Annotated in this window: 23 protein-coding genes and 1 pseudogene; 12 read left to right on the top strand and 12 right to left on the bottom strand. The window is 43.0% G+C overall.

Annotated features, from left to right (window positions below):
- Nucleotides 1-106: 106 nt before the first annotated feature.
- The 7 genes from FHS45_RS12385 to FHS45_RS12355 all read left to right on the top strand — a co-directional run bounded on the left by FHS45_RS12385 (nucleotide 107) and on the right by FHS45_RS12355 (nucleotide 7,405).
- Complete coding sequence (locus FHS45_RS12385) at nucleotides 107-1,303, top strand: M20 metallopeptidase family protein (RefSeq protein WP_062442987.1); 1,197 nt, start codon at nucleotides 107-109, stop codon at nucleotides 1,301-1,303.
- Between the two features lie 4 nt (nucleotides 1,304-1,307).
- The gene (locus tag FHS45_RS12380) at nucleotides 1,308-2,606 is read left to right on the top strand and encodes an amidohydrolase (RefSeq protein ID WP_062442990.1); all 1,299 of its coding nucleotides are present in this window, start codon (nucleotides 1,308-1,310) and stop codon (nucleotides 2,604-2,606) included.
- The gene (locus FHS45_RS12375; RefSeq protein ID WP_062442993.1) at nucleotides 2,599-3,882 is read left to right on the top strand and encodes a M20 family metallo-hydrolase; all 1,284 of its coding nucleotides are present in this window, start codon (nucleotides 2,599-2,601) and stop codon (nucleotides 3,880-3,882) included. The genes FHS45_RS12380 and FHS45_RS12375 overlap by 8 nt, the downstream gene beginning before the upstream one ends.
- Nucleotides 3,848-5,155, top strand: a complete 1,308-nt coding sequence (locus tag FHS45_RS12370; RefSeq protein WP_062442996.1) for a hypothetical protein — start codon at nucleotides 3,848-3,850, stop codon at nucleotides 5,153-5,155. The genes FHS45_RS12375 and FHS45_RS12370 overlap by 35 nt, the downstream gene beginning before the upstream one ends.
- A 94-nt stretch (nucleotides 5,156-5,249) precedes the next feature.
- Entirely contained in the window at nucleotides 5,250-6,773 is a 1,524-nt protein-coding gene (locus tag FHS45_RS12365) for an AbgT family transporter (RefSeq protein ID WP_062442999.1), read from the top strand.
- A 144-nt stretch (nucleotides 6,774-6,917) separates the two neighbouring features.
- Nucleotides 6,918-7,076 carry a hypothetical protein gene (locus FHS45_RS12360; RefSeq protein ID WP_157620158.1) on the top strand — a complete coding sequence of 53 codons (159 nt, stop codon included), beginning with the start codon at nucleotides 6,918-6,920 and terminating at the stop codon, nucleotides 7,074-7,076.
- Nucleotides 7,077-7,120: 44 nt separating this feature from the next.
- The gene (locus FHS45_RS12355; protein WP_062443003.1) at nucleotides 7,121-7,405 is read left to right on the top strand and encodes a hypothetical protein; all 285 of its coding nucleotides are present in this window, start codon (nucleotides 7,121-7,123) and stop codon (nucleotides 7,403-7,405) included.
- Between the two features lie 109 nt (nucleotides 7,406-7,514).
- Here FHS45_RS12355 and FHS45_RS20530 read toward each other — a convergent pair whose 3' ends face one another.
- From FHS45_RS20530 to FHS45_RS12340, 4 genes and pseudogenes are all read right to left on the bottom strand, one after another.
- Nucleotides 7,515-7,592, bottom strand: coding sequence for a putative holin-like toxin (locus FHS45_RS20530; RefSeq protein ID WP_220387482.1), 78 nt, complete (start codon nucleotides 7,590-7,592; stop codon nucleotides 7,515-7,517).
- Between the two features lie 126 nt (nucleotides 7,593-7,718).
- A complete protein-coding gene (locus tag FHS45_RS12350) occupies nucleotides 7,719-8,765 on the bottom strand; it encodes an ATP synthase beta subunit C-terminal domain-containing protein (RefSeq protein ID WP_062443006.1) in 1,047 nt (348 codons plus the stop codon).
- Nucleotides 8,766-8,884: 119 nt separating this feature from the next.
- A complete protein-coding gene (locus FHS45_RS12345) occupies nucleotides 8,885-9,133 on the bottom strand; it encodes a hypothetical protein (RefSeq protein WP_062443009.1) in 249 nt (82 codons plus the stop codon).
- Between the two features lie 100 nt (nucleotides 9,134-9,233).
- Nucleotides 9,234-9,482: pseudogene (locus tag FHS45_RS12340) on the bottom strand (aldo/keto reductase); the annotation flags it as partial.
- A gap of 96 nt (nucleotides 9,483-9,578) precedes the next feature.
- Between FHS45_RS12340 and FHS45_RS12335 the strand changes: the two are divergent.
- Entirely contained in the window at nucleotides 9,579-10,118 is a 540-nt protein-coding gene (locus FHS45_RS12335; RefSeq protein WP_062443017.1) for an HD domain-containing protein, read from the top strand.
- A gap of 108 nt (nucleotides 10,119-10,226) precedes the next feature.
- On the opposite strand, the gene FHS45_RS12330 is transcribed toward FHS45_RS12335, so the two are convergent.
- From FHS45_RS12330 to FHS45_RS12300, 7 genes are all read right to left on the bottom strand, one after another.
- Nucleotides 10,227-11,150: an NAD(P)/FAD-dependent oxidoreductase gene (locus FHS45_RS12330; protein ID WP_062443020.1), complete on the bottom strand. Its 924-nt coding sequence runs from the start codon at nucleotides 11,148-11,150 to the stop codon at nucleotides 10,227-10,229.
- Between the two features lie 328 nt (nucleotides 11,151-11,478).
- Nucleotides 11,479-12,387, bottom strand: coding sequence for a hypothetical protein (locus FHS45_RS12325; protein ID WP_148350056.1), 909 nt, complete (start codon nucleotides 12,385-12,387; stop codon nucleotides 11,479-11,481).
- Between the two features lie 159 nt (nucleotides 12,388-12,546).
- Entirely contained in the window at nucleotides 12,547-13,152 is a 606-nt protein-coding gene (locus FHS45_RS12320; protein WP_062443027.1) for a hypothetical protein, read from the bottom strand.
- Between the two features lie 9 nt (nucleotides 13,153-13,161).
- Nucleotides 13,162-14,358, bottom strand: coding sequence for a ParM/StbA family protein (locus FHS45_RS12315; RefSeq protein WP_062443031.1), 1,197 nt, complete (start codon nucleotides 14,356-14,358; stop codon nucleotides 13,162-13,164).
- Nucleotides 14,359-14,880: 522 nt separating this feature from the next.
- Nucleotides 14,881-15,870, bottom strand: a complete 990-nt coding sequence (locus tag FHS45_RS12310) for a Gfo/Idh/MocA family protein (RefSeq protein WP_062447599.1) — start codon at nucleotides 15,868-15,870, stop codon at nucleotides 14,881-14,883.
- A gap of 98 nt (nucleotides 15,871-15,968) precedes the next feature.
- Nucleotides 15,969-17,675 carry an ABC transporter ATP-binding protein gene (locus FHS45_RS12305; RefSeq protein WP_082412118.1) on the bottom strand — a complete coding sequence of 569 codons (1,707 nt, stop codon included), beginning with the start codon at nucleotides 17,673-17,675 and terminating at the stop codon, nucleotides 15,969-15,971.
- Between the two features lie 129 nt (nucleotides 17,676-17,804).
- The gene (locus FHS45_RS12300; protein ID WP_062443038.1) at nucleotides 17,805-19,523 is read right to left on the bottom strand and encodes an ABC transporter ATP-binding protein; all 1,719 of its coding nucleotides are present in this window, start codon (nucleotides 19,521-19,523) and stop codon (nucleotides 17,805-17,807) included.
- A gap of 135 nt (nucleotides 19,524-19,658) precedes the next feature.
- On the opposite strand from FHS45_RS12300, the gene FHS45_RS12295 reads away from it, so the two are divergent.
- On the top strand, nucleotides 19,659-20,384 hold the full coding sequence (locus FHS45_RS12295) for a DUF421 domain-containing protein (RefSeq protein WP_062443041.1): 726 nt from the start codon (nucleotides 19,659-19,661) through the stop codon (nucleotides 20,382-20,384).
- Between the two features lie 2 nt (nucleotides 20,385-20,386).
- On the opposite strand, the gene FHS45_RS12290 is transcribed toward FHS45_RS12295, so the two are convergent.
- Nucleotides 20,387-20,983: a DNA-3-methyladenine glycosylase gene (locus FHS45_RS12290; RefSeq protein ID WP_062443046.1), complete on the bottom strand. Its 597-nt coding sequence runs from the start codon at nucleotides 20,981-20,983 to the stop codon at nucleotides 20,387-20,389.
- Nucleotides 20,984-21,173: 190 nt separating this feature from the next.
- On the opposite strand from FHS45_RS12290, the gene fdhF reads away from it, so the two are divergent.
- Genes fdhF through FHS45_RS12275 form a run of 3 tightly spaced genes read left to right on the top strand, consistent with a single transcriptional unit; the run spans nucleotide 21,174 to nucleotide 24,836 of the window.
- A complete protein-coding gene (gene fdhF, locus FHS45_RS12285; protein WP_062443050.1) occupies nucleotides 21,174-24,164 on the top strand; it encodes a formate dehydrogenase subunit alpha in 2,991 nt (996 codons plus the stop codon).
- Nucleotides 24,139-24,633 (top strand): helical membrane plugin domain-containing protein, encoded by a 495-nt coding sequence (locus tag FHS45_RS12280; protein ID WP_062443053.1) that lies wholly within the window; start codon nucleotides 24,139-24,141, stop codon nucleotides 24,631-24,633. The genes fdhF and FHS45_RS12280 overlap by 26 nt, the downstream gene beginning before the upstream one ends.
- A complete protein-coding gene (locus FHS45_RS12275; protein ID WP_062443057.1) occupies nucleotides 24,630-24,836 on the top strand; it encodes a heavy-metal-associated domain-containing protein in 207 nt (68 codons plus the stop codon). The genes FHS45_RS12280 and FHS45_RS12275 overlap by 4 nt, the downstream gene beginning before the upstream one ends.
- Nucleotides 24,837-25,079: the final 243 nt, after the last annotated feature.

Genomic DNA, 25,079 nt, shown 5'->3' with positions numbered 1-25,079 from the left:
TCAGAAAATTTTAAATAAAAGGGTGACATTTTCCGTTAATTTGTTATACTGTTTTTAACGGAACATTTAAGGAATATTTCCTTAAATAAAAAGGAGTGACATAACTATGATATCTACCATCCAAACTTATATAGATGAAATACAAGATGAATTGATAGAAATTCGACGTCACTTGCACCAGTATCCGGAATTGAGCGGAGAAGAATTCCAAACATCCGAACTAGTGCAAAAGAAACTGCAAGCGTATGGAATCGAGTACAAGATCGGTTACGCAGGTACAGGCGTGCTGGGCATCATCAAAGGCAGCAACCCTGGTAAAACAGTTGCCTTACGCGCCGATATGGATGCTTTACCTATCCAGGAAATGAATGACCACCCTTACATTTCCAAAGAAAACGGAAAAATGCATGCTTGCGGTCATGACGCCCATACTTCCATGCTTCTTGGCGCTGGTTTTGTGTTAAATCAGATGAAGGAGCAAATAAACGGGACAGTGTTATTAGTATTTCAACCTGCAGAAGAAAACGCGCCTGTGGGGGGTTCGAAACAAATGATGGAGGATGGTGTGTTTTCGGAATACCAGCCTGATGTCATTTACGGACAGCATGTGTGGCCCGGCCTTCCTGTCGGTGAAGTCGGTATAAGAGATAAAGAGATGATGGGTGCATCGGATCGCTTCAAGGTAACGGTGACTGGACGCGGCGGTCATGCTAGTATGCCCCAGGATGGCAATGACGCGATCATGATCGCGAATCAAATGATCACCAGCCTGCAGACGATTGTCTCCCGCAACGTGAATCCGCTTGATTCGGCAGTGCTCACAGTCGGAAAAATTGAAGGCGGTTACCGCTATAATGTCATCGCTGATAAGGTAAGGTTTGAAGGAACTATTCGTACCTATCTCCCGGAAGTTAAAGAAAAGGTCAAGAGCCGCTTCCATACCATTTTACGGCAGACTGCGGAAGCTTTTGACGGTTCGGTAGATATCGAATATCTGGATGGGTACCCAGCAACGATCAATACGCCGGAATGGGCACAATTAGCGCGCAACTCTGCTAAAGACCTGCTCGGCGAGCAAGCTGCACCTGAAGTGGATCCATCTATGGCTGGAGAAGATTTCGCCCGCTTTTTAGAAAATTATCCTGGTGCCTTTATTTGGCTGGGGACACAGATTGAAAACAAAGAAGAACAAAAGCCCCTTCATGATCCTAAGTTCAAACTGGATGAACGCGCATTACCAGTGGGAAGCACTTTTTTAGTAAAGCTGACACTAGATACTTTAGATGAACTAATAAGGAGGTGATGATATGAGTGATAATTTCACCAGGGAAATTACTCCCCTGCTGATGGAATGGCGCCGTACCCTGCACCAGAAGCCCGAACTTGGTTTCATGGAATATTACACCACTTACCGCATCGGGAAGGAGTTAGAAAAACTCGGATTTACAATTCATGTGGGAGTTGATGCTCTTGAAAGCGCCTCCCGTATGGGTGTTCCTGATGACCTGCTATTAACGGAACAGGAAAACAAAGCGCTTGGATGGGGGGTGGAAGAAACCTGGATGGAGAAAATGCGCGGAGGCAATACAGGGGTAGTTGCCACATGGGATACCGAAAAGAAAGGAGAACATCTTGGCTTACGGTTTGATATCGACGCCCTGCCGATAAAAGAATCAGACACAAATGACCACTTCCCTTCTAAGCAAGGCTTCCGTTCACAGGAAGAAGGCGTTATGCATGCATGCGGGCATGATGGTCATACTGCCATCGGCCTTGGAGTAGCCCATTTTATCGCTCAATATAAGGACACCTTAACAGGGCGCTATACACTTATCTTTCAACCGGCCGAAGAAGGCGGACGCGGAGCGAAAGCGATTACAGATAAAGGCTGGCTCAATGATATCGACCAATTTTATACGGGCCATATCGGCATTAATCCCTACCCCGTTGGCACGATTGCAGCAACGACGAGAGGATTCCTGGCATCCACCAAGCTGAATGTTCACTTTAAGGGGGTGGCATCTCATGCCGGCATGAAACCGGAGGAAGGGAAAAACGCACTGCTCGCAGCCGCTACTGCAGCGACACAACTCTATGCCATCCCCCGTCACAGTGGGGGCCCGACTCGAATCAATGTCGGAAAAATGACTGCCGGCAGCGGGCGTAATATCATCCCCGAAACTTCGTATATGGAAATCGAAACCCGAGGGGAAACGAAAGAGATAAACCGATACGTTCTTCAGGAAGCAAAGCGTATTCTCCATGCCTCTGCTGCAATGCACGATGTAGAGGTTACGATGGAATTTGTTGGTGAAACAGAAGAAATCGAATGTGATGATTCATTGGTTCCTTTTATCACCCAAGCGTGCGAAATCAGCACCTATGTTACAGAGGTCCTCCCATATGCAAAAGTGTCTGGTTCAGAGGACGCCAGCTTCATGACCAACAAGGTACAAAAAAACGGTGGAAGGGCGACATACATGCTATTTGGTACAGAGCTTCCATATGGTCATCATCACCCGTCCTTCGATTACCAGGAAGCAGTTATTTCTATAGCTGTTGATGCATATATTCACATTTTAAAAGGAGGGATGTCTCATGAGTGAAGATTCCCATTGGTTGGAAGAAAAGCTATTACAGTTGAACCTGGTAGATACCATGGATCAACCAGGTGGGTTTACCCGGCTTAGCTATAGTCCGGAAGAATCCCGTTCCCATGAAGCTTTTCGAAAAATAGCAAACGAACTCGACTTACAAGTGACTAGCGATGAAGCAGGTAACCAATGGGCTGTTTGGAAAGTGGACGCTACGGCTCCTACTGTTGCGGTCGGGTCTCACCTCGATACGGTTAATGCAGGCGGTGGTTATGATGGGGTCGCCGGGGTTCTTTGTGGCCTTGCAGCAATTAAGCAAATGAAAGACCAGTCTTTTACACCAAAGAAAAATATTGCTGTCATTTGTTTCGCTTCTGAGGAATCGGCACGTTTTGGTGTATCAACTATCGGAAGCAAAGCAGTTACTGGATTGCTGGATAAACAGGACCTTGAAACCGTCGCCGATGGAAGTGGTGTAACGATCAAACAAGCGATTGAGGAGTTTGGATTGAATTGGGAAACCATTGAACAAGCAGAAAAGCCAACAGATTCTTTAGAGAGTTTCCTGGAATTGCACATTGAACAAGGAATGCAAATTGAAAATAACGGAGCAGACATCGGGATCGTGAGAGGAGTAGCTTGCCCGATTCGTCTCAAAGTTACTGCCACCGGGATGTCTAATCATACGGGGACTACTCCTATGGACAACCGGAAAGATGCCTTCGTTGCTATCGCTCCCCTTGTTAATTTTGTCGAGCAGGAAGCCAACAAGATTAATGACAGGCAGGAAGTCCCGCTTGTAGCTACAGTAAGTACTGTTCAGTTAAAACCCAATGCCATGAATGTTATACCTGGCGAAGTTGAGCTGGGCATAGATATCCGCAGCGTAGACGACTCTGTCAAATATGAACTGGCAGACCTGATCAAATCCTATTGCAGCCAGGTCGAAAAAAAACGGGAAATATCGGTCAAAGTAGAGACATTAGTAAATAATGATTCTGTCTTTCTAGCCCCACAGGTTCAAGGGAAACTTCAGAGGGTAAGTGAAAAACTTGGATATAAGGCGCTGCTGATGGATAGCGGTGCAGGACATGACGTCATGAACATGGCAATCCGCTGGCCTTCTGGTCTGATATTCATCCCTTGTAAAGAAGGAATCAGCCATCACCCTAAAGAATATGCAAGTATAGCCGATTTACAAAAAGGAAGTAACATAATCGCAGCATATTTATTAACAGAAACAGGTGATGATGATGAAGACAAAGATTGGAGTAATCAGTCCAGCTGACTCGATGCAGCGGATTGAATATGTAGCCGAGGAATTTAGGAATATAGAATTTGTCCCTTATGTATATGAGGAATTGTCGGAAATTACTAACATTTTAACCACTCACAGGTATGAGGTGGACCAATGGTTCTTTTCCGGAGTCCTGAACTACACCTACGCTACCGAAAATCAATTGATTACGGAAGAAGAAGCGAGCTTCCCTCCCCTGCATGGTTCCAGCTTTTTCGGTATTCTCCTAGAAGCACAATTAACCGAGCAGACAGTTTTCCAGCAGGTAGGAATCGATACGATTTCTGATGAAGAGATTGCAAAAATACTGTCGTATTACAATCTCGAAAAATTGACTTATTATAACCATCCATTTGAAGGTTACGACAAAATTCAAAACCTTGTTGAATTCCATAAAAACTTATACGAGCAAGGGAAAACCGAGGTCGTCATTACCTCAATCAAAGATGTATTTTTTCAGTTAAAGAAAATGGATATTCCTGTTTATCGTGTAACTCCATCTTATTTATCAATACGCCTTGTCATTCAATTTTTAGAGGAACGAGCACAGTCCAAACGGTATCGTAACTCACAAACGGCAATCATCGGCTGCCGTGTTCAATTTAATATGGATACTCTCGATGACCTTTACTATTCTTTTAAGACTAAATATCAGGAATTAGACTTAAGAAGGTCACTGCTTCAAGTAACTGAAAAAACAAATGGTTCCCTTATGCAATTAGGAGATGGATTGTTTTTCATCTTTACGACACGGGGAGAAGTCAGTGAAGATGCTTATCAGGATTTATTGGAACTGATCGAAGAAGTCAAATTACAAAATAATATTGAAGCCAGTATTTCTATTGGTTTTGGGGAGACCGTATCCCAGGCAGAGCAGAATGTCCGCTTAGGATTCAGGAATATGACCAAACAAGAACAAGCAACCATCCTATTGGTAGACGAGGATCAATCAATCACATTAAAAAACAAGCAAACGAAGAATCTGTCCTATCAAACTGTGGAAACTGGGGCTGATTGGCGAAAAAAAATAAAAGATGCCTCGATAAGCCCAGGAGTTGTATCAAAGATCATTGCTTACTCTAAACAGTACCAACGGGACCAATTCACTTCCCAGGATGTTTCCCGCTGGCTCCAAAGCACAGAACGGAATGGACGAAGAATTTTGACAGAGATGGAGAAAACGAATGTCGTAGAACAATGCGGGGAAGCGCAATCAGGCGAAAGAGGCCGTCCTCGTAAAGTATATCGATTCACTCCATTGTAATTTTAAAAAGTTTTTCTGTGAGTAAAATAGTAATTTTGTGTATTTTCGGAAGTATTACGGTATTTTTCCAATTTTATGAAGGAAGGTGAAACATATGGCTAATCAGTCAAATGCTTCGGAAGGAAAAGGACTTAGTCGCTTTTTGAATGTTATTGAACGTGCAGGTAACCGCCTGCCTGACCCATTCATGTTATTCGTATACCTTGCTCTGTTTGTTATTCTATTGTCCTGGTTCATTTCTTTATTTGATATTTCATTTCAACAACCTGGCAGCGAAGAATTAATCACTATAAAAAGCCTTGTCTCTGCGGAAGGACTTCAATATATTCTCACTTCGATGCTGGATAACTTTGTCGGATTCAAGCCGCTGGGACTCGTACTTGCTATGATGCTAGGAATTGGCTTGGCTGATAAGATTGGTCTCCTGGAAACAGCCATTAAGAGTACGATTCTTAAAGCCCCGCCTGCTCTGGTAACTTATGCAGTAATTTTTGTCGGTATATTAGGTAACCTCGCCTCCGACGCAGCTTTCGTTATCGTTCCTCCACTTGCCGCAATGGTATTTTACACGGTTGGGCGCCATCCCCTTGCCGGTCTTGCTGCAGGTTTCGCTGGTGTCGGAGCCGGGTTTACAGCCAATATCGTCATCGCGGGAACAGATGCCTTGCTATCAGGTATCTCAACCGAGGTCATGCAAAATCTGGATTCCAACATTGTTGTTACACCAGTCGATAACTGGTATTTCATGATGGTTTCAGTAGTAGTTCTCTCTATCACCGGTGCTCTTATCACAGAAAAAATTGTTGAACCTCGATTAGGTAAGTATGAAGGAAAAGGCGGTGAGACTCTAAAAGCTTCGACCGACCTGGAAAAACGCGGGCTTAGGAATGCTGCGATTGTAGCTCTAGCTTACGTAGCCTTAATCTTATTGGTTATCTTCCTGCCTAATTCACCACTGCGAAATGAAGAGGGCGGCATCATTCCATCACCATTTTTAGATGGGATTATCCCAATTATCTTATTCTGGTTTGTGGCAGTAGGGGTCACTTATGGTAAAACGGTTGGAAAACTGGAAAGCTCAAGAGATATCTCTAAATATATGGGCGAGGCCATGAAGGATATGTCCGGTTTTATCGTACTGATCTTTGCTGCAGCTCAATTCATCGCTTACTTTGACTGGACGAACTTAGGAACATGGATTGCTGTTAGTGGTGCAAACTTCCTCGAGTCCATCGGGCTTACTGGAATAGCCGTCATCATCGGTTTTGTCTTATTGACCGCTGTCATGAACTTATTCATCTTCAGTGGGTCGGCACAATGGGCATTAGAGGCACCAATTTTCGTTAAGATGTTCTATTTCTTAGATTATCACCCGGCATTCATTCAGGCAGCATATCGTATCGCTGACTCATCAACTAATATCATTACTCCAATGAATCCGTATATAATCATCGTGTTAGCGTTCATGAAAGAGTATGATAAAAAAGCCGGACTCGGGACATTGATTGCACTGATGCTTCCCTACAGTATCATTTTCCTATCTGTCTGGATCGTGTTATTGCTTATCTTCGCGTTCCTAGGTATACCATTCGGACCTGGAATCGGTATCCACCTCTAAATTACCTGGTTAACTTTTCGGGGGTATTTAACAGAAACTTCTTAACCATATAGTAACTAAGTAACAGGGCTGTTTTTCCCGATTAAGGGAAGAACAGCCCCGTTTATTTAAAGGAAGCAATTAAGGGTAGAGTTCCTCAACTCCATGGCAAGAAACATGGGAATGGGAAACTGGGACCCTAACGAGAGCAGTTACAGTATCTCCGGTATTATCGGACGTATCGTCCAAATCCTGATTGTCGTCCTACTCACTATGGAACAGCTTGTCATACAACTATCATTTAACAAACCCTATGAACTTTGATAAAGTTTAAGAAAGAAAAGCTATGTACAAAGGAGGATTTTACCTTGTTACAGCTGTTCATCGCATTCATTGCAGCAATTTTAATCATCAGTGCTTTTATAATAAACCGTTATTTCGCAAAAAAGGGGCAAATCACCAACAGTATGGTCTATCCTTCGGTCATCGTAGGGGGAAGTCTCGGCCTGATAATTGGACTTGTGGGAGAAGGCTCGGTTGCTGGAATTATCCTGACCATGGTTATTTTAACATTGCTGGTTTTTATTCAGATGTTCATCCTGCATCGTATTTCTAAACTGATTGGTCCTATGAGAAAACATAGAGAAGAATAATAGCGGGTCAGCTCTTGCATAATAGAGAGCTGACTTTTTAATGTGCTTGTGCATTCAGCAACCTGCACAAAAAAATAACACGCCGGTTAAGCGTGCCAAGAAAAGGGGGTTACTTATCAAAGTTCAGGACAGCGACTACAAACATGCCAAAGCTTAACATCAACGTCAGTACTTCAAAGGTGTTCATCAACTATCGCCTCCTTATGTAAAGCATCCCCAAACATATGTTTGTCCTATTCAATTTTTCTTAAAAAAAGAAAATTCTTCATGGTAAAAATAAAAACCCTCCTCTTTAGCGAGGAAGGCCAGGTGGTTATTTCATTTTTCCAACGTAACTCAATTCTTTCACATCCTTGGTATCACTTGCCCCATCTAAAATTTTTCGGACATCTTCCAGCGTTTCTTTTAATGTTACTGTTTCGCCTTTTTGTCCTGTAAATTCTTCTGCTACGTAAAATGGCTGGGTTAAATAGGCTTCAAGCAGCTCTCCCCGCTTATATGTTTGCTTTTCCGTAGCGGGGAGACTGTCGCTTCCTTTCACATTAACGATCGAACGTAGTTCTCTATACCTTCTTAACAGCTTTTGGGCACGTTGTTGTATGGTGAGGTGGGTCTGGTCCAGGTGTGCGCCTTCTAAAACAGAGGAGGTAGAATAAATTGGGTTGATAGCAGGAAACATGTGCCTTGCCGCTAAATCTGCATCAAACTGTAACAGTGTTTCTAATGGACCGTACGGCAAATCCTCATCGACGGCTTCCCCTTTTAAATCAACTAAAAACGTGGTAACGGAATCAATCCCTATATTGAGCAGGCGTTCTTGTAATTCCTGAATTTCTCCAGTCAAAACGTAAGAGCGGTCAGCAGCAAATAGGACCTGTTGCTGAGTCCCTAGTTGCGCAATATGTTCATAGGCTTCTTTTATGGATTCCACTACTGTATCAGCTGCATCCAGGATGTCACTGACACCTTGCTGATTATCTTCGGGCTTTAATAGTACGGTAGCGTGTCCTTGCTCTCTCAACCGATAAAATACTTCTGATAAAATAACCAGCTGCCCCATCCCCGGTCTTGCTACCAACCCTACCGTTCCGCCTTTAGTTAATGGTGCAAACAAATCCAATGCTTTGATCCCCGTCTCCATCATCTCTACCTTCTCCCCTCTGATAATCAATTCATCCAGGCTGCATTCTGCAAGTGATGCTAATGCGACCAGCGTGCGCACTTCGGCTCTTCCCACAGGAATTTTACCAGTACTCAAGTTAGATACTGTGGCTGGTCTCAGTCCAACTGCACGGGCGGCACTTGTCAAATTGGGCACCCGTCTTCGTAGCAATGCTACATTTAACCGTAAATCTTCCATTAACACACCTCCTATTACTTTATATAGTAATTCACATTACTTTTTAATGCAACAAATAATTACTTTTTAGCGTAATTATAATTACATAATATTATTTCACAAAAAAAGAACGGTTGGCTTCAACCGTTCTTCTCTATATTTTCCGGCTTCGTTAATATGATTCCGATTAAGGCGCCAATACTGATAATGCCAGCCACTGTCATTACCTGGCTTCCTGTATCACCATTGATGATAAATGTACCAATCAAGGAGATCGTAATACTGATGAGGGAAATAACATATAAGGTGGCTACCGTTCTTGACTTTTTTACATAGCCGGTAAATCCCAGCGTTCCGATCAAGGTCAATACAACCGCTACAAATATCACGCGCAGCCACGCTCCTTTCCATACTGAGTATCTTCTTATAGGTTCCCTTGAATAGTCATTATCATGCCTTCATCGCCAGATTTTCTCGAGAGACTACTGATTAACGCACGTTCATTTCCGAAGGCTTCGGTCCTTTGCGCTCATTTCGATCCAGCGCATCGATCCTTTTCATGTCCAGCGCATCCAATTCGAAATCAAATACGTTAAAATTTTCTTCAATTCGTGACGGTGTCACTGATTTCGGAATGACAATTGTATCATTTTGCAAATGCCAGCGAATGATAACCTGTGCCGGGGTTTTGTCATGCTTTTCAGCAATTGTCTTAACTGTATCATTTCCCAACACTTCACTCCTTTATTTATGATAATTGTAGTTTATCATAGGAGAATAGGGTAAGACCTATATAACAGCTTTTTAATTTCGTAGACCGGAGGGATCGCATGCATGCTAGATAAGGCTAAATTATTCGCAGAAAAAGCCCATGAAGGCCAAGTGAGAAAAGGGACCGGCCAGCCATATATCGTTCATCCTACACGTGTAGCTGAAATCTTGCACCAGGCTGGCTGCTCAAAGAATTTGATTTGTGCCGGCTACTTACATGATGTAGTGGAAGATACCGGTTATGAGATTACAGATATTGAGAAAGAGTTCGGCATGGAGGTAGCAGACCTCGTAGCAGCTCATACGGAAGATAAAACGAAGTCCTGGCAAGAACGCAAGCAGCACACAATCGATACAGTAAAAACAGCATCGAAAGATATAAAGTGCCTGATAATCGCTGATAAACTCGACAACCTGTTATCCACAGAAGAGGAAATGAAAACTAAGGGTGCACAAGTTTGGCAAAACTTTAATGCCGGGCACGATTCTCAAAAATGGTATTACGAATCTGTAGCCAACCATATGTATGACGACCTTCTCAAGAAAAATGCTCCCGAATTCTTCAGAACGTATGAACAAGCTGTTTTGCGAGTATTCTCTTAATATAACACGATTTGGCACCGACACGGACCAGCTCATCGGTGACACTGTAAGCGAAGTTAAGAAAGGTTCCGGCAACAACTAATTCGAAAAAACAGTGGACAGCTCCTTTTAATGAGCTGTCTTATTTTTCGCTTGGCCAATTATTGTTTTATGCATCCATATAGCAGCCTGCAAGCCATCTCCCATCGCGATCGCGACTTGCTCTGAGTGAGCGACCACATCGCCTGCGGCCCAAACACCATGGACATTGGTCATTTTTGTACGACTGTCGACAAGAATATGACTGTTTTGATGTAATTCTACACCAAGTCCCTTTGCTAGTTCTGACTTTACCTTATTTCCCCCAAACGCTATAAAAGCATAGGGCGCTTCTATCTTTTGCCCATTTTGTAGAATTACTCCTTTAACAGCATCCTCCTCCGTCAGAACAAATGCGACTGGTTGATGGATGTAGGTGATCTTTCTCTCCTTCAATTCATTTTTCAACTGCTCATCTACATCACGTAACTCGTGATTGATATACGTCAAGTCCTTCGTCCAGTAGGACAGGGTCAACGCCATATTCGCCCCCGGGTTCCCTGTCCCTAACACCATTGTCCGCTTATTTTTAACTTCATAGCCATCACAATCAGGGCAAATGAATACACTCACTCCTAAACAAGGATAAAGCTCTGCAAATACAGGCGGAATACGATCAACCACCCCCGTAGCAAATAAGACTGTTTTAGTACGAATATTAATATCATCCGTGGTGACAATATGAAAGCTTTCACGCTCTTGTAGAATATCGGAAACCGTATCGTGGAGAAATTCAACTCCCAAATCAACGGCTTGTTTTCTTCCAATAGCCCTTAAATGCTGACCACTGACGCCATCAGGCCAACCAAGCAAATTGTGATAACAGCGACAAAGGTTCGAACGTCCTCGCTCAGAATCAATAACCAGCAACTGGTGTTGATATCTCCCCAGTTGAATAGCCGCCTGAAGCCCGGCAATTCCCCCGCCTACTATGACTGCCTCATAGTTTTTCAATGCAAAACCTCCTCAACGCACCATTTTATACTTTTCTTATTGTCACATTATAAAAAAATCTCATGCATCTAATTTCCTTTTCACCGCATATTCCCCGGGAAATACACAGTGAGAAGGGGAAAAAAAGAATGTATTTCTAAAGAACAAAAGCGCAAGCGCCTTGCTCACCCCCGACAAGCTTAAGACAAGCCTCGCCGTGACGTTTTCTGTCACAGAGAGGATTGACTTAAGACCTCGAGGGGGTAGGCGCTGGAGCTGGATGTTGCTCACCGTGTATAGTTATTCACAGAAAGAAAATTTTATAATTTCCTACACAGTAAAAAACCTCTCAAATGAGAGGCTGACTTTTTATTGAATCTAATAGCGGGAGTCCTAATTCCTCAAAGGAGTACAATAGAAACTCTACTTCAAACATTTCAGAAGTAACGGAGGTAACATTAGCATCCAGCTTGCGCAACAGCTTTTCTTTCGTCTCATTGTTAAAAGTACTTACGATGACGTAGCTTACGTGAAGTTTTTTATATCTGGGAAGCAGCTTTCTATATTCCGCGGTTTGTTGGAGTATATACTGAACGGATTGGTATAGAGGTTCTAGTGGAAATGAAGCATGAGGTATGATTTTTGAAGCGCAGATGATACTTTTATTTTTTAGTTCTAGCAGACCATCAAATTCTAATTCCTTATCCGGAGAGATAATCCGTATATGACGCTGTATGGGTTTATTATAACGCCTTTCTATTTCCTTAAAAGCAAAGTCTTCAGCAATCAGAACAAGCTGCAGCGGGGTCAATGATTCACTCACTCCTGCTTCAAAAGCAGGTTTGGCTGTGACTAGCTCCGTATCTTTTTTCTCAGGTGCTTCGTGCTTGAATTCAATTATATCCTGAAGTTTATGATCAAATACTTCTTTATTCGACACGAACTCTTTTTTGTATTCAAAATAATCTTTATTCCCGCGAATAATAGCAGCTAAATTCTGTAAATACTCGGTCCTTGTGACAGCTGTCGCGATAATGAATATTCCAGCAAGGTAGCTCCATGTGTTATTGGCAAAAAGGCATAAACCAAGCAGCAATAAAATTCCCGTGATTTTCAGGGCATGGGCCTTCCATTGCTTCTTAAAAGACAGAAATGAACTGACCAGACCTAATACCAGGATGACAGCGGCTAACCCTTCACGGAAGTTTGCCGGTAACAGTATTTCGATTCCCTCCACCTCCCCGATTATTTCTTTCATTATATGCACCAAAACTTGGAATAACAACGAGCCACCCTCACTAAATACATAGGGCGAGATACTTATTTCTATTCTGCTTTTCAATAACCTCGTTCACTAAATTTCTAAATAAAAAATGACTTTCACGAAAAGCTGCTACTTTTCTGAAAGCCATTTTTCTTAATTATTCATTTTAGAAAGGAAACCACCGAGCGGATCTTCATCCGACTCTTCCTCTTCCTCATCACCGTCGACCTGTTGTTCTTTTAGCTGATCTTTCATTTCATTAAAATTCAAATCATCTAAAGCTTTATCCATTTCAGACCAGTCCTTCTGATCTTGTTCCTCACTTTGGCCCTCAGGCTCCGAGGCAGGTATTTCTTCCGCCTTCACTGTTGTGGCTGCTACTTCTTCCTGTAAGTATAAAGCTTCATCAATATTCACATGATTACTGTTCATAGAAGCAAGAAGCGCAGTAGCCCGGACAGGATCAGCAAGCAAATGGTGGATAATGCTGCCCAGCAGCGCCTCAGAATGTTCATGTTTGAGCCAGTTGCGCTGTTCCTTCGTCAATTGTCTTGGTAGTGGAATCGTGACGGTTTCTCTATCTTTCGAAAAAGATTGATTGACCCCTTCTAAAACAAACTGAGCGATTTTACTGGAAAAGTTTCTTCGCTCTGTTTCTTTTAATTTACTTAATTGCTTTAAAAGATGGTCAGGCGTGTCAGAGGGGATACGAAAGGTAATCGACTGTCCCCTCTGAATGCCTTTCCCTGCATTACTCATACAATCACCCTATTTTGATGAAGATGCTTTTTGCTTTTCACCTTTTTTATCTTCCACTTTACGGTTGTCATTTTTACGGATAAAGTCAGAAATCAACTTGTAGTAGGCATTGGACATCATCCAGATGCTTTCCTTTTCATCCTCAAAGAACTCGATATTGAAACCATCTAGGTTGTTATTCAATGTTTTCAAGTAATCTTTCAGTACGGAAGCACCACCACCGACAAAGTAGCAGATTTCAGACTGTGAGTTCTTTTGCCACACATTACGAAGGAAACGGTATTCCTTCTTCGCAAGCTCAAGCAATATCCGATCAGTAATATCATGGACACTTGTTCTGCTTCCTTTAACCATGATGTGATTGCGGTCATTTTTACGAGTGATGATATCGACCACATCTCTACGGCTATCTAATTCTACGCCATGCTTGCTTCTGATCTCTTCACGAATTTGCTCAAGAGATTCCGAAACACCAAGGTTGAAACCTTGTGCCTTATCGTCATCCACATTACGGTTACGAATAACAGCAATATCTGTAGATAGTCCACCAATATCCTGAATCAAAATCTGTTTATCTATCAGGTCTTTGTTGATGATATTCAGGTGATTGTCCATTACCAGGTTGATATATGCCGCAAACCCTTCTGGATAAACCTTTACTTCATCAAATTTAATATTTACTTTTCTGCCCTGATATTTAGGTGTAACTAGAAATTCTACTTGGTGCACAGAGCCTAACAGTTGGGAGCGATAACCAACATCTTTTCCTTCTTTTACTTCTCTTAGAGGTAGTCCTGTACCCAAAGTGTAGTTGGCATCTATCACGCCATTATTCGTTTTAAATCCTTTTTCCGGCGTTTTTTCATTTACAGCATCCATTGCCAAGGCCGCAAATAGCATAACCAATGTCTGATCCTCTTCCGCTTTACTGCTTCCTGGATCAAGTTCTGTAGAGTTGCTGCTTTTAGTCGCCAGATTACCGACACGGTAAATCGCATTATTCTCTGATAGGGCAGGGGAGTGTACGCGAATGTGGATATTATCGAGCGGATCTTTGTCATCCAAATCTTCAATACCGATTACCGGACGATCTTCTACCTCACGCGCAATCACATTAGGTATGTAAAGATCGGAATCTAATTTCCCAAATAGTGCTTTCACAGCATCATTTCCAACATCAACAGCTGCAATTCTTGAATTTGTCATTTTCACAACTTTCCTTTCTAATATGAGATTACTAAGTGGCTTCTACCAATAACTACCTATATAACCAGTTACTACTTTAAAGTTATAGTAGATTGATAATATCGTCAATAAGAAAAAAGTTGCATACAAACGAGTATACATGTAAACATTCTTGTATACTTGAAAGACAAATTGCACACATAGCTATATACCAACAAGTACACGCATTTGTACACTTGTACACTCAATTGTGTACTATATGTTTTCAATTTGTTTACATGTATTCTTTTTAGTAAACATGCAAACACTTTCGTGTACAAAATCATGAAATGTGTTTTTGTCTCAAAGTTAAAATGGAATTATAGCAGATGATGTCCAATACTTGTGAATTGTTTAGTGCAAGATGAATAAAAGGAAAAAGTCAAAGCAAAAAAATTAACTATAAAATATTAAATGAGGGGGAAGATGAGGATTGATGTTATAAAATAGGAGAAAAAAAGACATTGGCATATAAATGTCAATGTCTTTTATAGGGGGAAGAAATTACAGCTGAGTATCCGCTGGGTATAGGATTCCAGCCTGTTTTCTGGCCTCTTCTACTATCCTTATGGTGGTTAAAGAGTGGTAATGCGAATTAATAGAAGATTCCTTTGAATTCTCTGTTATAAGCTTAATAAACTCTTCTACTTCATAGTACATAGAGAGAGAAGAAGGTATTTGTGTGATATCTTCAATACTTCCATCCTTATATCTGATTTCTACGTGTTCTGGGTCAGAAATATTGTCAATAAGTATGCTTCCATACTCCCCCTGAATTTCAGATGGAGAAAAGGAAGTAGAAATTTTGGAGTGCATAACAACTGCTTCCATATTATCATAGCTGAAGATGATGCTTCCTTCTCCATCCACTCCAGTCTCAAGCAAAACAGCGTTCGCTTGTATGCTTTGAGGGGGACCAAACAACAAAAGCATAGGATAAATACAATAAACACCTAAATCCATCAACGAACCATTAGAGAACTTCGGATTGAAAGCATTCAGTACCTTTCCCTCTTTATAAGCGTCATACCGAGAAGAATATTTACAGAATGTTCCTACATAACGCCTTACTTTGCCTATTTTATGCAAATTTTTCTGTATGCTTAAAAAATTTGGGAGAAAAGTAGTTTTCATGGCTTCCATCAGCAAAACATTATTCTTTTTGGCTACTTCCACCATAGCTTCCACTTCTATTGTATTTGACGCCAACGGCTTTTCGCATAGCACATGTTTTCCCTGCTCCATTACTGTGATTGCCTGATGAGCGTGTAAGGAATTAGGGCTGGCGATATAGACAGCATCGACATTATTACTCTTAGCCATCTCTTCTATATTTACATATGTTTCTTCAGCCCCGAACCTTTTGGCAAACTCCTCTGCATTCTCCACCGTGCGGGAATATACTGCAGTCAACTGGAAGTCCTCAAAATCTTTTACATCTTCTAATAAACGTTCTGTAATAAAATTTGTACCGATAATACCAAAACGAACCATAGCTTCCCGTCCTTTCAAATCAAACCATCTACTTTATTGTATCATTCAAAGACTAAGATTAAGAAAAGGGAATTTTCAAATTGGTGTCTTCCCCATTCTTAGCCTGTATTTAAACTATCATTTCGTTGTGTTTTCACGAGGTCAGCATAAAACCCCTCATTCTCAAGTAGTTCCCTATGGCCCCCCTTTTCAATTATTTTTCCTTCTTGCAGGACAAGGATCAAATCCGCCGTGCGTATGGTATGGAGCCGATGTGCGATTACAAAGCTGGTACGGCCCTTCATCAATTTGCTTAATGCTTCATTGATTTTAATCTCTGTTACAGTGTCTATGCTGCTTGTAGCTTCATCTAATATTAATAAAGATGGATCGGCAAGCAATGCTCTAGCTATCGACAATAGTTGGCGCTGACCGTGGCTGATACCTTTACCATCAGCATCAAGGACAGTATCATAGCCATCGGGAAGACGACTGATAAAGCTGTGAGCATTGGCTGCCTTTGCAGCCAGTTCTACCTCTTCATCACTGGCATCTAAACGACCGTAGCGTAAATTTCCCCTAATCGTCGTATGAAATAAAGTCGAGTCCTGCAATACTACCCCCATTTGTTTGCGAAGGCTGTCACGGGTGATTGTCTTTATATTTTTTCCATCAATCAATATTTCCCCCTCATTTGTCTCGTAAAAGCGTGACAGTAGCGATATGATCGTAGTTTTGCCAGCTCCAGTAGGTCCTACTAATGCAACAGTCTCCCCTGGTGCAGCATGAAAAGTAATATTCTTCAGGGTCGGCTGTTCATCTTCATAGGAGAAATAGACAGATCGAAATTCAATTTTACCCTGTAATTCTTGAATAGCATCGGCATTCTCCTCATCTTTGGTCTCTATCGCCTCATCAACAATTTGAAAGACACGGTCTGCACCTGCCACTGCGGACAGAATCATATTGAATTGATTGGCCAGATCATTTAATGGCCTGGTGAACTGTCTCGAGTAGGTCGTAAAGGTGACAATTACCCCAATCGATACAGCCCCCTTAACCGCGAGGATCCCTCCCCCACCGACAATGATGGCAAAGCTGACATTGTTCAGCATATTCATTAACTTCGGAATGAAACCAGTATAGGTTTGTGCCCAGTAGCTCGCATGTCTTAAAGCTTCGTTCTTCTTTTGAAATGTATCGATGACTTTCTGCTCCTGTGAAAACATTTTGATGATTGTCTGCCCGGAAAACATCTCCTCAACGTACCCATTCATGTCCCCCAGTACTTTCTGCTGTTCTTTAAAGAAGCGTCCTGTCCGTCTCGTAATCCACTTCATCCCGACATACATCACCGGTACGATTGTTAGTGTAAGTCCTGTCAGCAAAGGACTAAGCCATAGCATCATACCTATCGTACCGAGAATGGTGATCAGACTGGTTGTAAATTGAATAACTGCCGTGTTGAGGGTTCTGCTCACATTTTCCATATCATTGGTCAGACGGCTCATCAGTTCACCGAATTGTCTTTCCTGGAAAAATAGGATCGGCAGCCGCTGGAGATGAGAGAATAAGTGGTTGCGCATTGTAAATACGGTGTTTTGCGATATACCGATCATCCAATAGTTTTGCAGCCATAACGACAAGGAATGAAAAAGATAAACCGTTGCCAACAGTACCACCATTTGAAGCAGTGTACTGGTCTCAGGATCTTCAATCACTCTGTCGACTGCTACTCCGAGCAGGTATGGGCCTAGTAAGGATAACAGCGAACTAATCAGGACAATAACCAGCACCAGCCAGAATAACCGCTTCTCCCTTCTCATATAGGTCCAGACTCTTTTTACAGTGGCCTGTATGTTTTCTACTTTGGGTGGGCGCGTGCCAATGCCGTGGTGGTGAGCCCTGGGACCACGGAGGTTATCTGACGTTTTTTGACTACCTTTAACTGCCACTTATAACGCCTCCGTTTCCTGCTGGGACTGGTAAACCTGCTGATAGTAAGCATTGTAACGTAACAAAGAATTATGGTCTCCGCTTCCGACGATTTTCCCCTGGTGCATCAATAGAATCATATCAGCAGCTTTTAGCGAACTTATTTTTTGAGCTACAATCAAAACCGTACAATCTTTCTTGCGTAAGGAGGTCATTAATCGCGATTCTGTATGGGCGTCCAGAGCACTTGTACTATCGTCCAGTATTAATATTTTCGGATTTCGAATGAGCGCCCTTGCTATGGATAAGCGCTGCTTTTGTCCCCCGGAAAAGGTAATGCCTTTCTGGCCCAATTTTGTTTGATAGCCATCCGGTAATGTGGAAATAAAAGCATGAATTTGCGCATCCTTCGCTGCTTCAATCACTTCTTCTTCACTGGCATCGTTCTTTCCCCATTGTATATTTTCCATTACCGTTCCTGAAAACAAATGGATTTCCTGAGGTATGAGGCTAATTTGCTTCCGCAATGCTATCACATCATAGTGCTCGATAGAGAGACCATCGATGAACACTTGTCCACCACTGGCTTCCTGCAGCCGTGGAATAAGGTGTAAAAGGGTGGATTTTCCTGAACCGGTTTCCCCTAATATTCCAATTGTCTCCCCTGCTTTTGCCTCAAAGTTAATCGTTTCTATAGCCGGAACTTTCATACCTGGGTAGGTATAGTTAACCTCCTGGAACCCTATCGCACCTTGGATTTCTTTGTTCACGCCATCCGCCCGGTCATCGACCGTTTCTCCTTCAGCATCCAGGATTTCCGTAATCCGGTTAGCAGAAGCTTTCCCCCGAGAAAAGACCATGATTAAGAACGTAAAGACAGAAAAGGTGAACATCATCCGGGTAGCATAATTGATAATGGCAACAACCTCCCCCGCCTGAGCAGTGCCAACATTCAAACCGATGGCTCCAAACCATAGAATGACTAATATAATCAAGTTCATGCTAAGCATGACCATAGGCATGGCCAGCTCCATCAGCCACAATGCTCTTTTGTTATCGTTCATTAAAGAGGTGTTAGCTCCTTGAAAACGTGATTCTTCATAGTCACCCCTGTTAAAGCCCTTAATCAGCCGGATTCCGGCAAGATTTTCCCGGATAATTGTATTAAGGTTATCTAACTTCTCCTGAACACGCCGGAAATACGTGACCCCTTTTGTCAAAATCCAAAATAAAAACAACAGCATAACCGGCACAGACAATAATAGAATAGTCGCCAGTTCTTTATGTACGGTAAACGCCATCACCAGTCCTCCGATGATGAATAACGGGGCTCGTAGGGCGATTCGCATAAACATGAAAATCAAGTTCTGAATTTGGGTGACATCATTTGTCATTCTGGTTATCAACGTCGGAGTGGCAAAACGCTGAAAGTTCTTACTTGTAAATTCCTGAACTTTCCGGAACATATCATCTCGCAGGTCATAACCTGCCCCCTGACTGACATTCGCAGCGAAAAATGAATTGATGATACCTGCTACAAAGGCAATCAAAGATATAGCAACCAGGATGCCGCCCCAAATCGCCACCGTTGTCATATCTTCCTGTAAAATTCCATCGTCAATGATTTTCGCCATGAATAAGGGTTGAATCAACTCGACGACCAGCTCGACAAGCATAAGAAATAATCCAATATACATGGAAGTTTTGTATGTATAAGCATAAGTAAAAATTCTTCGCATCCAAGCTTCCTCCGGTAGTTCTGAAAGTTCTTATAATTATACAGGAAAAATCCTAGTGAGCGTACTAATTAAGCAGGTCTAATAGCCAACCTTTTTGGAAAAGATGGGAAGAGATGCAAATAGGAGTGAAACCTGATGTTAGATATGATAAAAGAATCGCTGCTTGTTGTGGGAAGGATATCAACCATTGTTCCGTTGATGCTTGTCGTAGCTATTTTCATGGGAAAACGTGCCATCGGAGAACTGCCGATATTCGATCTGTTAATTATTTTGACACTTGGTTCGGTTGTAGGAGCGGATATCGCAGACCCCAATATCAACCATATACCTACCGCCGTTGCTATCGTAGCGTTGGGGTTATTGCAGCGACTTGTCGCCAAATTGAAAATATCCAGTCGATCGTTCGGAAGGTGGATCACCTTTAAGCCAACGGTTGTCATCCAAAATGGGAAATTCATTGATACGAATTTGAAAAAAATCCATTATTCGATTGACAATGTCCTCCAAATGCTGCGGGAGAAGGACGTATTTGACATCAACGAAGTGCAGACAGCGATTGTCGAGGCAAATGGTGAGTTAAGTGTACTTAAGCAACCCCGCCATCAAACCGTGACGAGAAAGGATATGAACATCATTCCTTACTCCTCAGAAATTGCGCTGCCAATCATTATTGAAGGGGACATCTCCAAGGAAGTGATGAAACATTTCGGCGTGAAGTCCTCCTGGATTCGCCGGCAGCTGGCACAGCATGGGGTAACCGATATTTCGGAAGTCTTTTACGCATCGCTCAACCGGGAATTAGAACTACACTTTACGCTGAAGAATGAAGTCAAGCAGAATATTCCTCCGTTTAAGCATTAAAATTATTTTTTCGCCTTCGAGACGAAGCGATTCCCTGTCACCCAAAAACGCCATGGGTAATCCCGGGCTTCCCCGCTGTTATCGATACCGACACGGGGTCCTGTCGATATGGAATCGGGCTTTCTCCCTTCTGCGATATATAACGGCGGTTTGTTGAACGGAAGCCCGTAGTCGGATTTCACGATTCCTAATGCTTTTGTCAGCTTGCCAGGACCATTGGTCAGTTCGATTTCCTTCTTATTTACGCCACGACGCTGGTACATCAGCTCAATCCCTTCCAACGGTTCGACTGCACGAATCAATACGGCTTCCGGTTCCAGCACATCTCCACTCACGACATTGACCAGACAATGCGTGTGCATCACATACGTGTAAACGTTACCCGGAGGCCCAAACATCGCTTCAGTACGTTTGGTCCTCCGGTTACCATAACTATGGGCTGCCCGATCACCAGGACCTATGTATGCTTCCGTTTCTACGATGATTCCTGACGCTGTTCCTGCCTCTGTGTCTTTTACTAATATCTTTCCTAATAATGATTCGGCTAACTCCAATGTCGGCTGCTCAAAAAACTCCTCATTCATGGGCTGATAATCCATACAGGCACCTCCTCTACCGTTTGTCATACCCGATTTTTAATCAGGTTAAAGATTTTACACTTGGACCGCTTCCCTCATAGTGTGAAAACGACTATTATTACGTACTTTTTTCTTATCAAAAATACATATTCATAGAATACACGTTTTTTGTACATACTTTTACTATCTTAATTTACAATAGATGGGTTTGATGGAAATGAAAAAAGTGACGATTAGCATTAATGGTCAGGAAATTGAAGCGTCAGAAGGGCAGTCGATTTTTGAAGCAGCACGCGACAATGATATCTACATGCCAGGGATTTGTGCTTCGCAGCCTGATTTAGGCGTAGGTGTCATCCAGACGTGTGACACTTGCTTTGTTGATGTTAACGGAAAGCTTGAGCGGTCTTGTTCCACAAAAGTCAAACAAGGCATGAAAGTAAGCGATAATTCCGATAAGGTGAAAGAAGCTCAACACGAAGGTATGTCACGGATTCTGGAAAATCATGAGCTCTACTGCACGGTTTGTGATAACAATAATGGGGACTGTGTGGTACATAACACAGCGGAACACTTGCAAGTGAACCACCAGAAATACCCGTTTACCCCTAAGCCTTATACCGCTGACAACTCCCATCCGTTCTATCGTTATGAGCCGGATCAATGTATCTTGTGCGGGTTATGCGTAGAGGCTTGCCAGGACCTGCAGGTGAGTGAAGTATTATCAATTGACTGGGACAGAAAAGAACCACGTGTCATTTGGGACAACGATGTGACGATCGATCAGTCTTCCTGTGTCTCCTGCGGGCACTGTGTCAGCGTCTGCCCTTGTAATGCCCTCATGGAAAAATCGATGCTCGGGGAAGCCGGTTATCTGACGAAAATGCCGAAAAATATCCTTGAGCCGATGATTGACGTTACAAAAGAGGTCGAGCCAGGCTATAGCGGCATTTTCGCTATTTCTAACGTCGAGGCATCGATGCGTGAGAGCAGAATCAATAAAACAAAGACGGTATGTACCTATTGTGGTGTCGGGTGCACTTTTGAAGTATGGACAAAAGGTCGCGATATTTTGAAAGTGCAGCCACATCCGGAGGCACCAGCCAACGGCATTTCTACGTGTGTCAAAGGTAAATTCGGCTGGGATTTCATCAACAGCGAAGAGCGCCTAAAGACGCCATTGATTCGGAAAGGCGATAAGTTTGTGGAAGCCACGTGGGATGAAGCCCTGTCACTCGTTTCGGAAAAACTGCAGGGGATCCATCAGCAAAATGGCTCTGATGCGCTTGGCTTCATCGCCTCATCCAAGTGTACGAATGAAGAAAACTTCCTGATGCAGAAACTGGCTCGCCAGATTTTCCAAACCAACAATATCGATAACTGTTCGCGTTACTGCCAGACTCCAGCATCTGCCGGTCTGATGCGCACAGTCGGTATCGGCGGTGATTCCGGTACAATTGAAGATATTGCTGCAGCTGAATTAATCATCGTCGTTGGGGCGAATCCAGAAGAATCCCACCCGGTACTTGCCACGCGAATCAAGCGCGCTCATAAATTACATGACCAGAAGCTTGTTGTAGTCGATTTACGGAAAAATGGCCTTGCGGAACGTGCAGACTTACATCTTCACCCTAAACCAGGCACGGATCTCGTCTGGATTTCAGCCGTAGCTAAATATATGATCGATCAGGGCTGGGAAGCAAAAGACTTTTTGAAAGAGCGAGTTAATAATGTGGATGAATATTTGAATTCCCTTGATAAGTTTACGCTGGAATATGCCGAAAGTGTGACAGGCCTTACCCAGGAAACCATGAAAAAAGTAGCAGAGATGATCCATGAATCCAAGGCTACCTGCATCCTCTGGGCGATGGGTGTCACGCAGCATATGGGCGGGACCGATACGAGCACATCTATTGCGAACCTGCTGCTCGTGACTGGAAACTTCGGTAAGCCCGGCACTGGTGCTTATCCGCTACGAGGTCATAATAACGTTCAGGGAGCCAGTGATTTTGGTACCATGCCGAACTACTTCCCTGGTTATGAAGCGGTTGAAGATGACACGATTCGCGGCCGCTATGAAAAAGCATGGGGAACCAAACTACCGAAAGAACCGGGCTTGAACAACCATGAAATTGTCGCAGCTATCCATAAAGGCTCTGTCAAAGGGGTTTACCTGTTCGGTGAAGAAATGGGCCTCGTGGATTCTAACATCAATTATGTTCATGAAGCTTTTGAAAAGCTTGATTTCTTCGTGGTCCAGGATGTCTTCTTCTCCAAGACAGCACAGTATGCCGACGTCGTCCTTCCTGCTGCACCAAGTCTTGAAAAGGAAGGTACATTCACTAATACAGAACGCCGCATTCAGAAATTGAATAAGGTAATGGAACCATTAGGCGATAGTAAGCCGGACTGGGAAATTTTCCAGGAGCTCGCCAATAAATTGGGAGCGGATTGGAACTATCAGAACCCTGGTGAAATTATGGCCGAAGCAGCATCGCTTGCTCCTGTCTTCGCTGGTGTAGACTATAAGCGGCTGGAGGGCTGGGACAGTCTCGTATGGCCAGTTGATAAGGGCGGGCAGGATACGCCGCTTCTCTATGAAGATAAATTCGCTTTTCCGGATGGGAAAGCCAAGCTCTTTCCTGTCGACTGGACGCCTCCTTATGAGGCAGGTGAAGGTTATGACCTCCATTTGAATAATGGGCGAATCCTGGAGCACTTCCATGAAGGGAATATGACATACCAATCCGATGGTATCTCTCATAAAGTACCGAACCCTTGGCTCGAAGTATCACCGGAGCTAGCGAAAGAACGGAACATTGAAACCGGTGCCCTTGTACGTCTCACTTCCCCTTATGGAAAAGTGAAACTGCGCGTCTGGGTGACCGGCCAAGTGAAAGGCAAAGAGCTTTACCTGCCGATGAACACGCGTAAAGAAATCGAAGCTGTCAACAAACTGACAAGCAGTTACCATGATAAAGATACCCACACACCGAACTATAAGGAAATGCAAGTGAAAATGGAGGTTCTGGAAACAAAGGGTGAGTCTCCGGTCGTGGTCGGAAACTTCCGCCTTGGTAATCCACAGCCACAAATCGGTGTCCGGGTGGCAGATAAATGGGAACGGGAAGACTTCACCCCAATCCCTGAATTGATTGAAAAGGAGGTTCGGACCGATGGCCAAAGCGATACGGCAAATTGAGATGCAGCAATCAACCGCAGAAGAAATGCAACAGAAAGATATGGAAAGGATACTCAGCCAGATTGCAGATAATAAGCAGGCGATCACCAGCATGCTTGAAATTGTCGATCAGCTGGAGGCTACCGGTGTCCTTGATATTTTGAAAGGGTTCTTAAGTGCCCGTGAAAAAATCGGCACCATTGCGGTTGAACAAATCAACCAGCCGAACATCCATCATACAATTAAAAATATATTTTACACGATGGGATTTGTCGGTCATTTGGAACCGGAAAAATTAAGAACGATGCTGGAAAGTTTCCAAAAAGGTGTAGAAACAGCCTCTACCCATGCGGAAGAGAAAGAAAAAACGAGTACCTGGGGCTTGGTCAAGTCCCTCCGTGACCCCCACGTGGTGCTGGCACTTTCCACAATGGTCAGCTTTTTAAAAGGAATGGGAAATGAATTAGAAGAAAAAGGTGATTCCCAGTGATTACACGTACGTTTTCCATTGCTGGTTTCCATAAAGATGATGAGGCACGAGTCGAAGAAATTTTATATGACGTATGGGGAGTAAGGAATGTAGCGGTTAATTCTCACTTAGGATTAGCAACCGTCTCCTTTGATGAAAAAGCCGCTTCCTGGGAGGATTTCACCCAGGCAGTTGCTGATTCTGGATTTGAAGTAAATGGATAAAGAAAACAGCAGGGATGAATGTCTCTGCTGTTTTCTATGTCTGCCCGATATTCTATGTTCTGCCCTAACTAGCGTATATTCTGACTTAATGGAGGATTGTTCTGCCTTAACGAAGCAAACTCCTTCCCTAACGGCCCCATGTTCCGACTTAACGAAGCAATATTCTTACTTAACGCACAAAGAGGCACAAATCCCGATAAGGATTGTGCCTCTTTTTCAATAATTATTTCCCGGGAAATAATT

It is taken from the genome of Thalassobacillus devorans (genome assembly GCF_011761345.1).
Taxonomy (GTDB): Bacteria; Bacillota; Bacilli; order Bacillales; family Halobacillaceae; genus Thalassobacillus; species Thalassobacillus devorans.
This window is presented reverse-complemented; position numbering and strand designations above follow the sequence as displayed.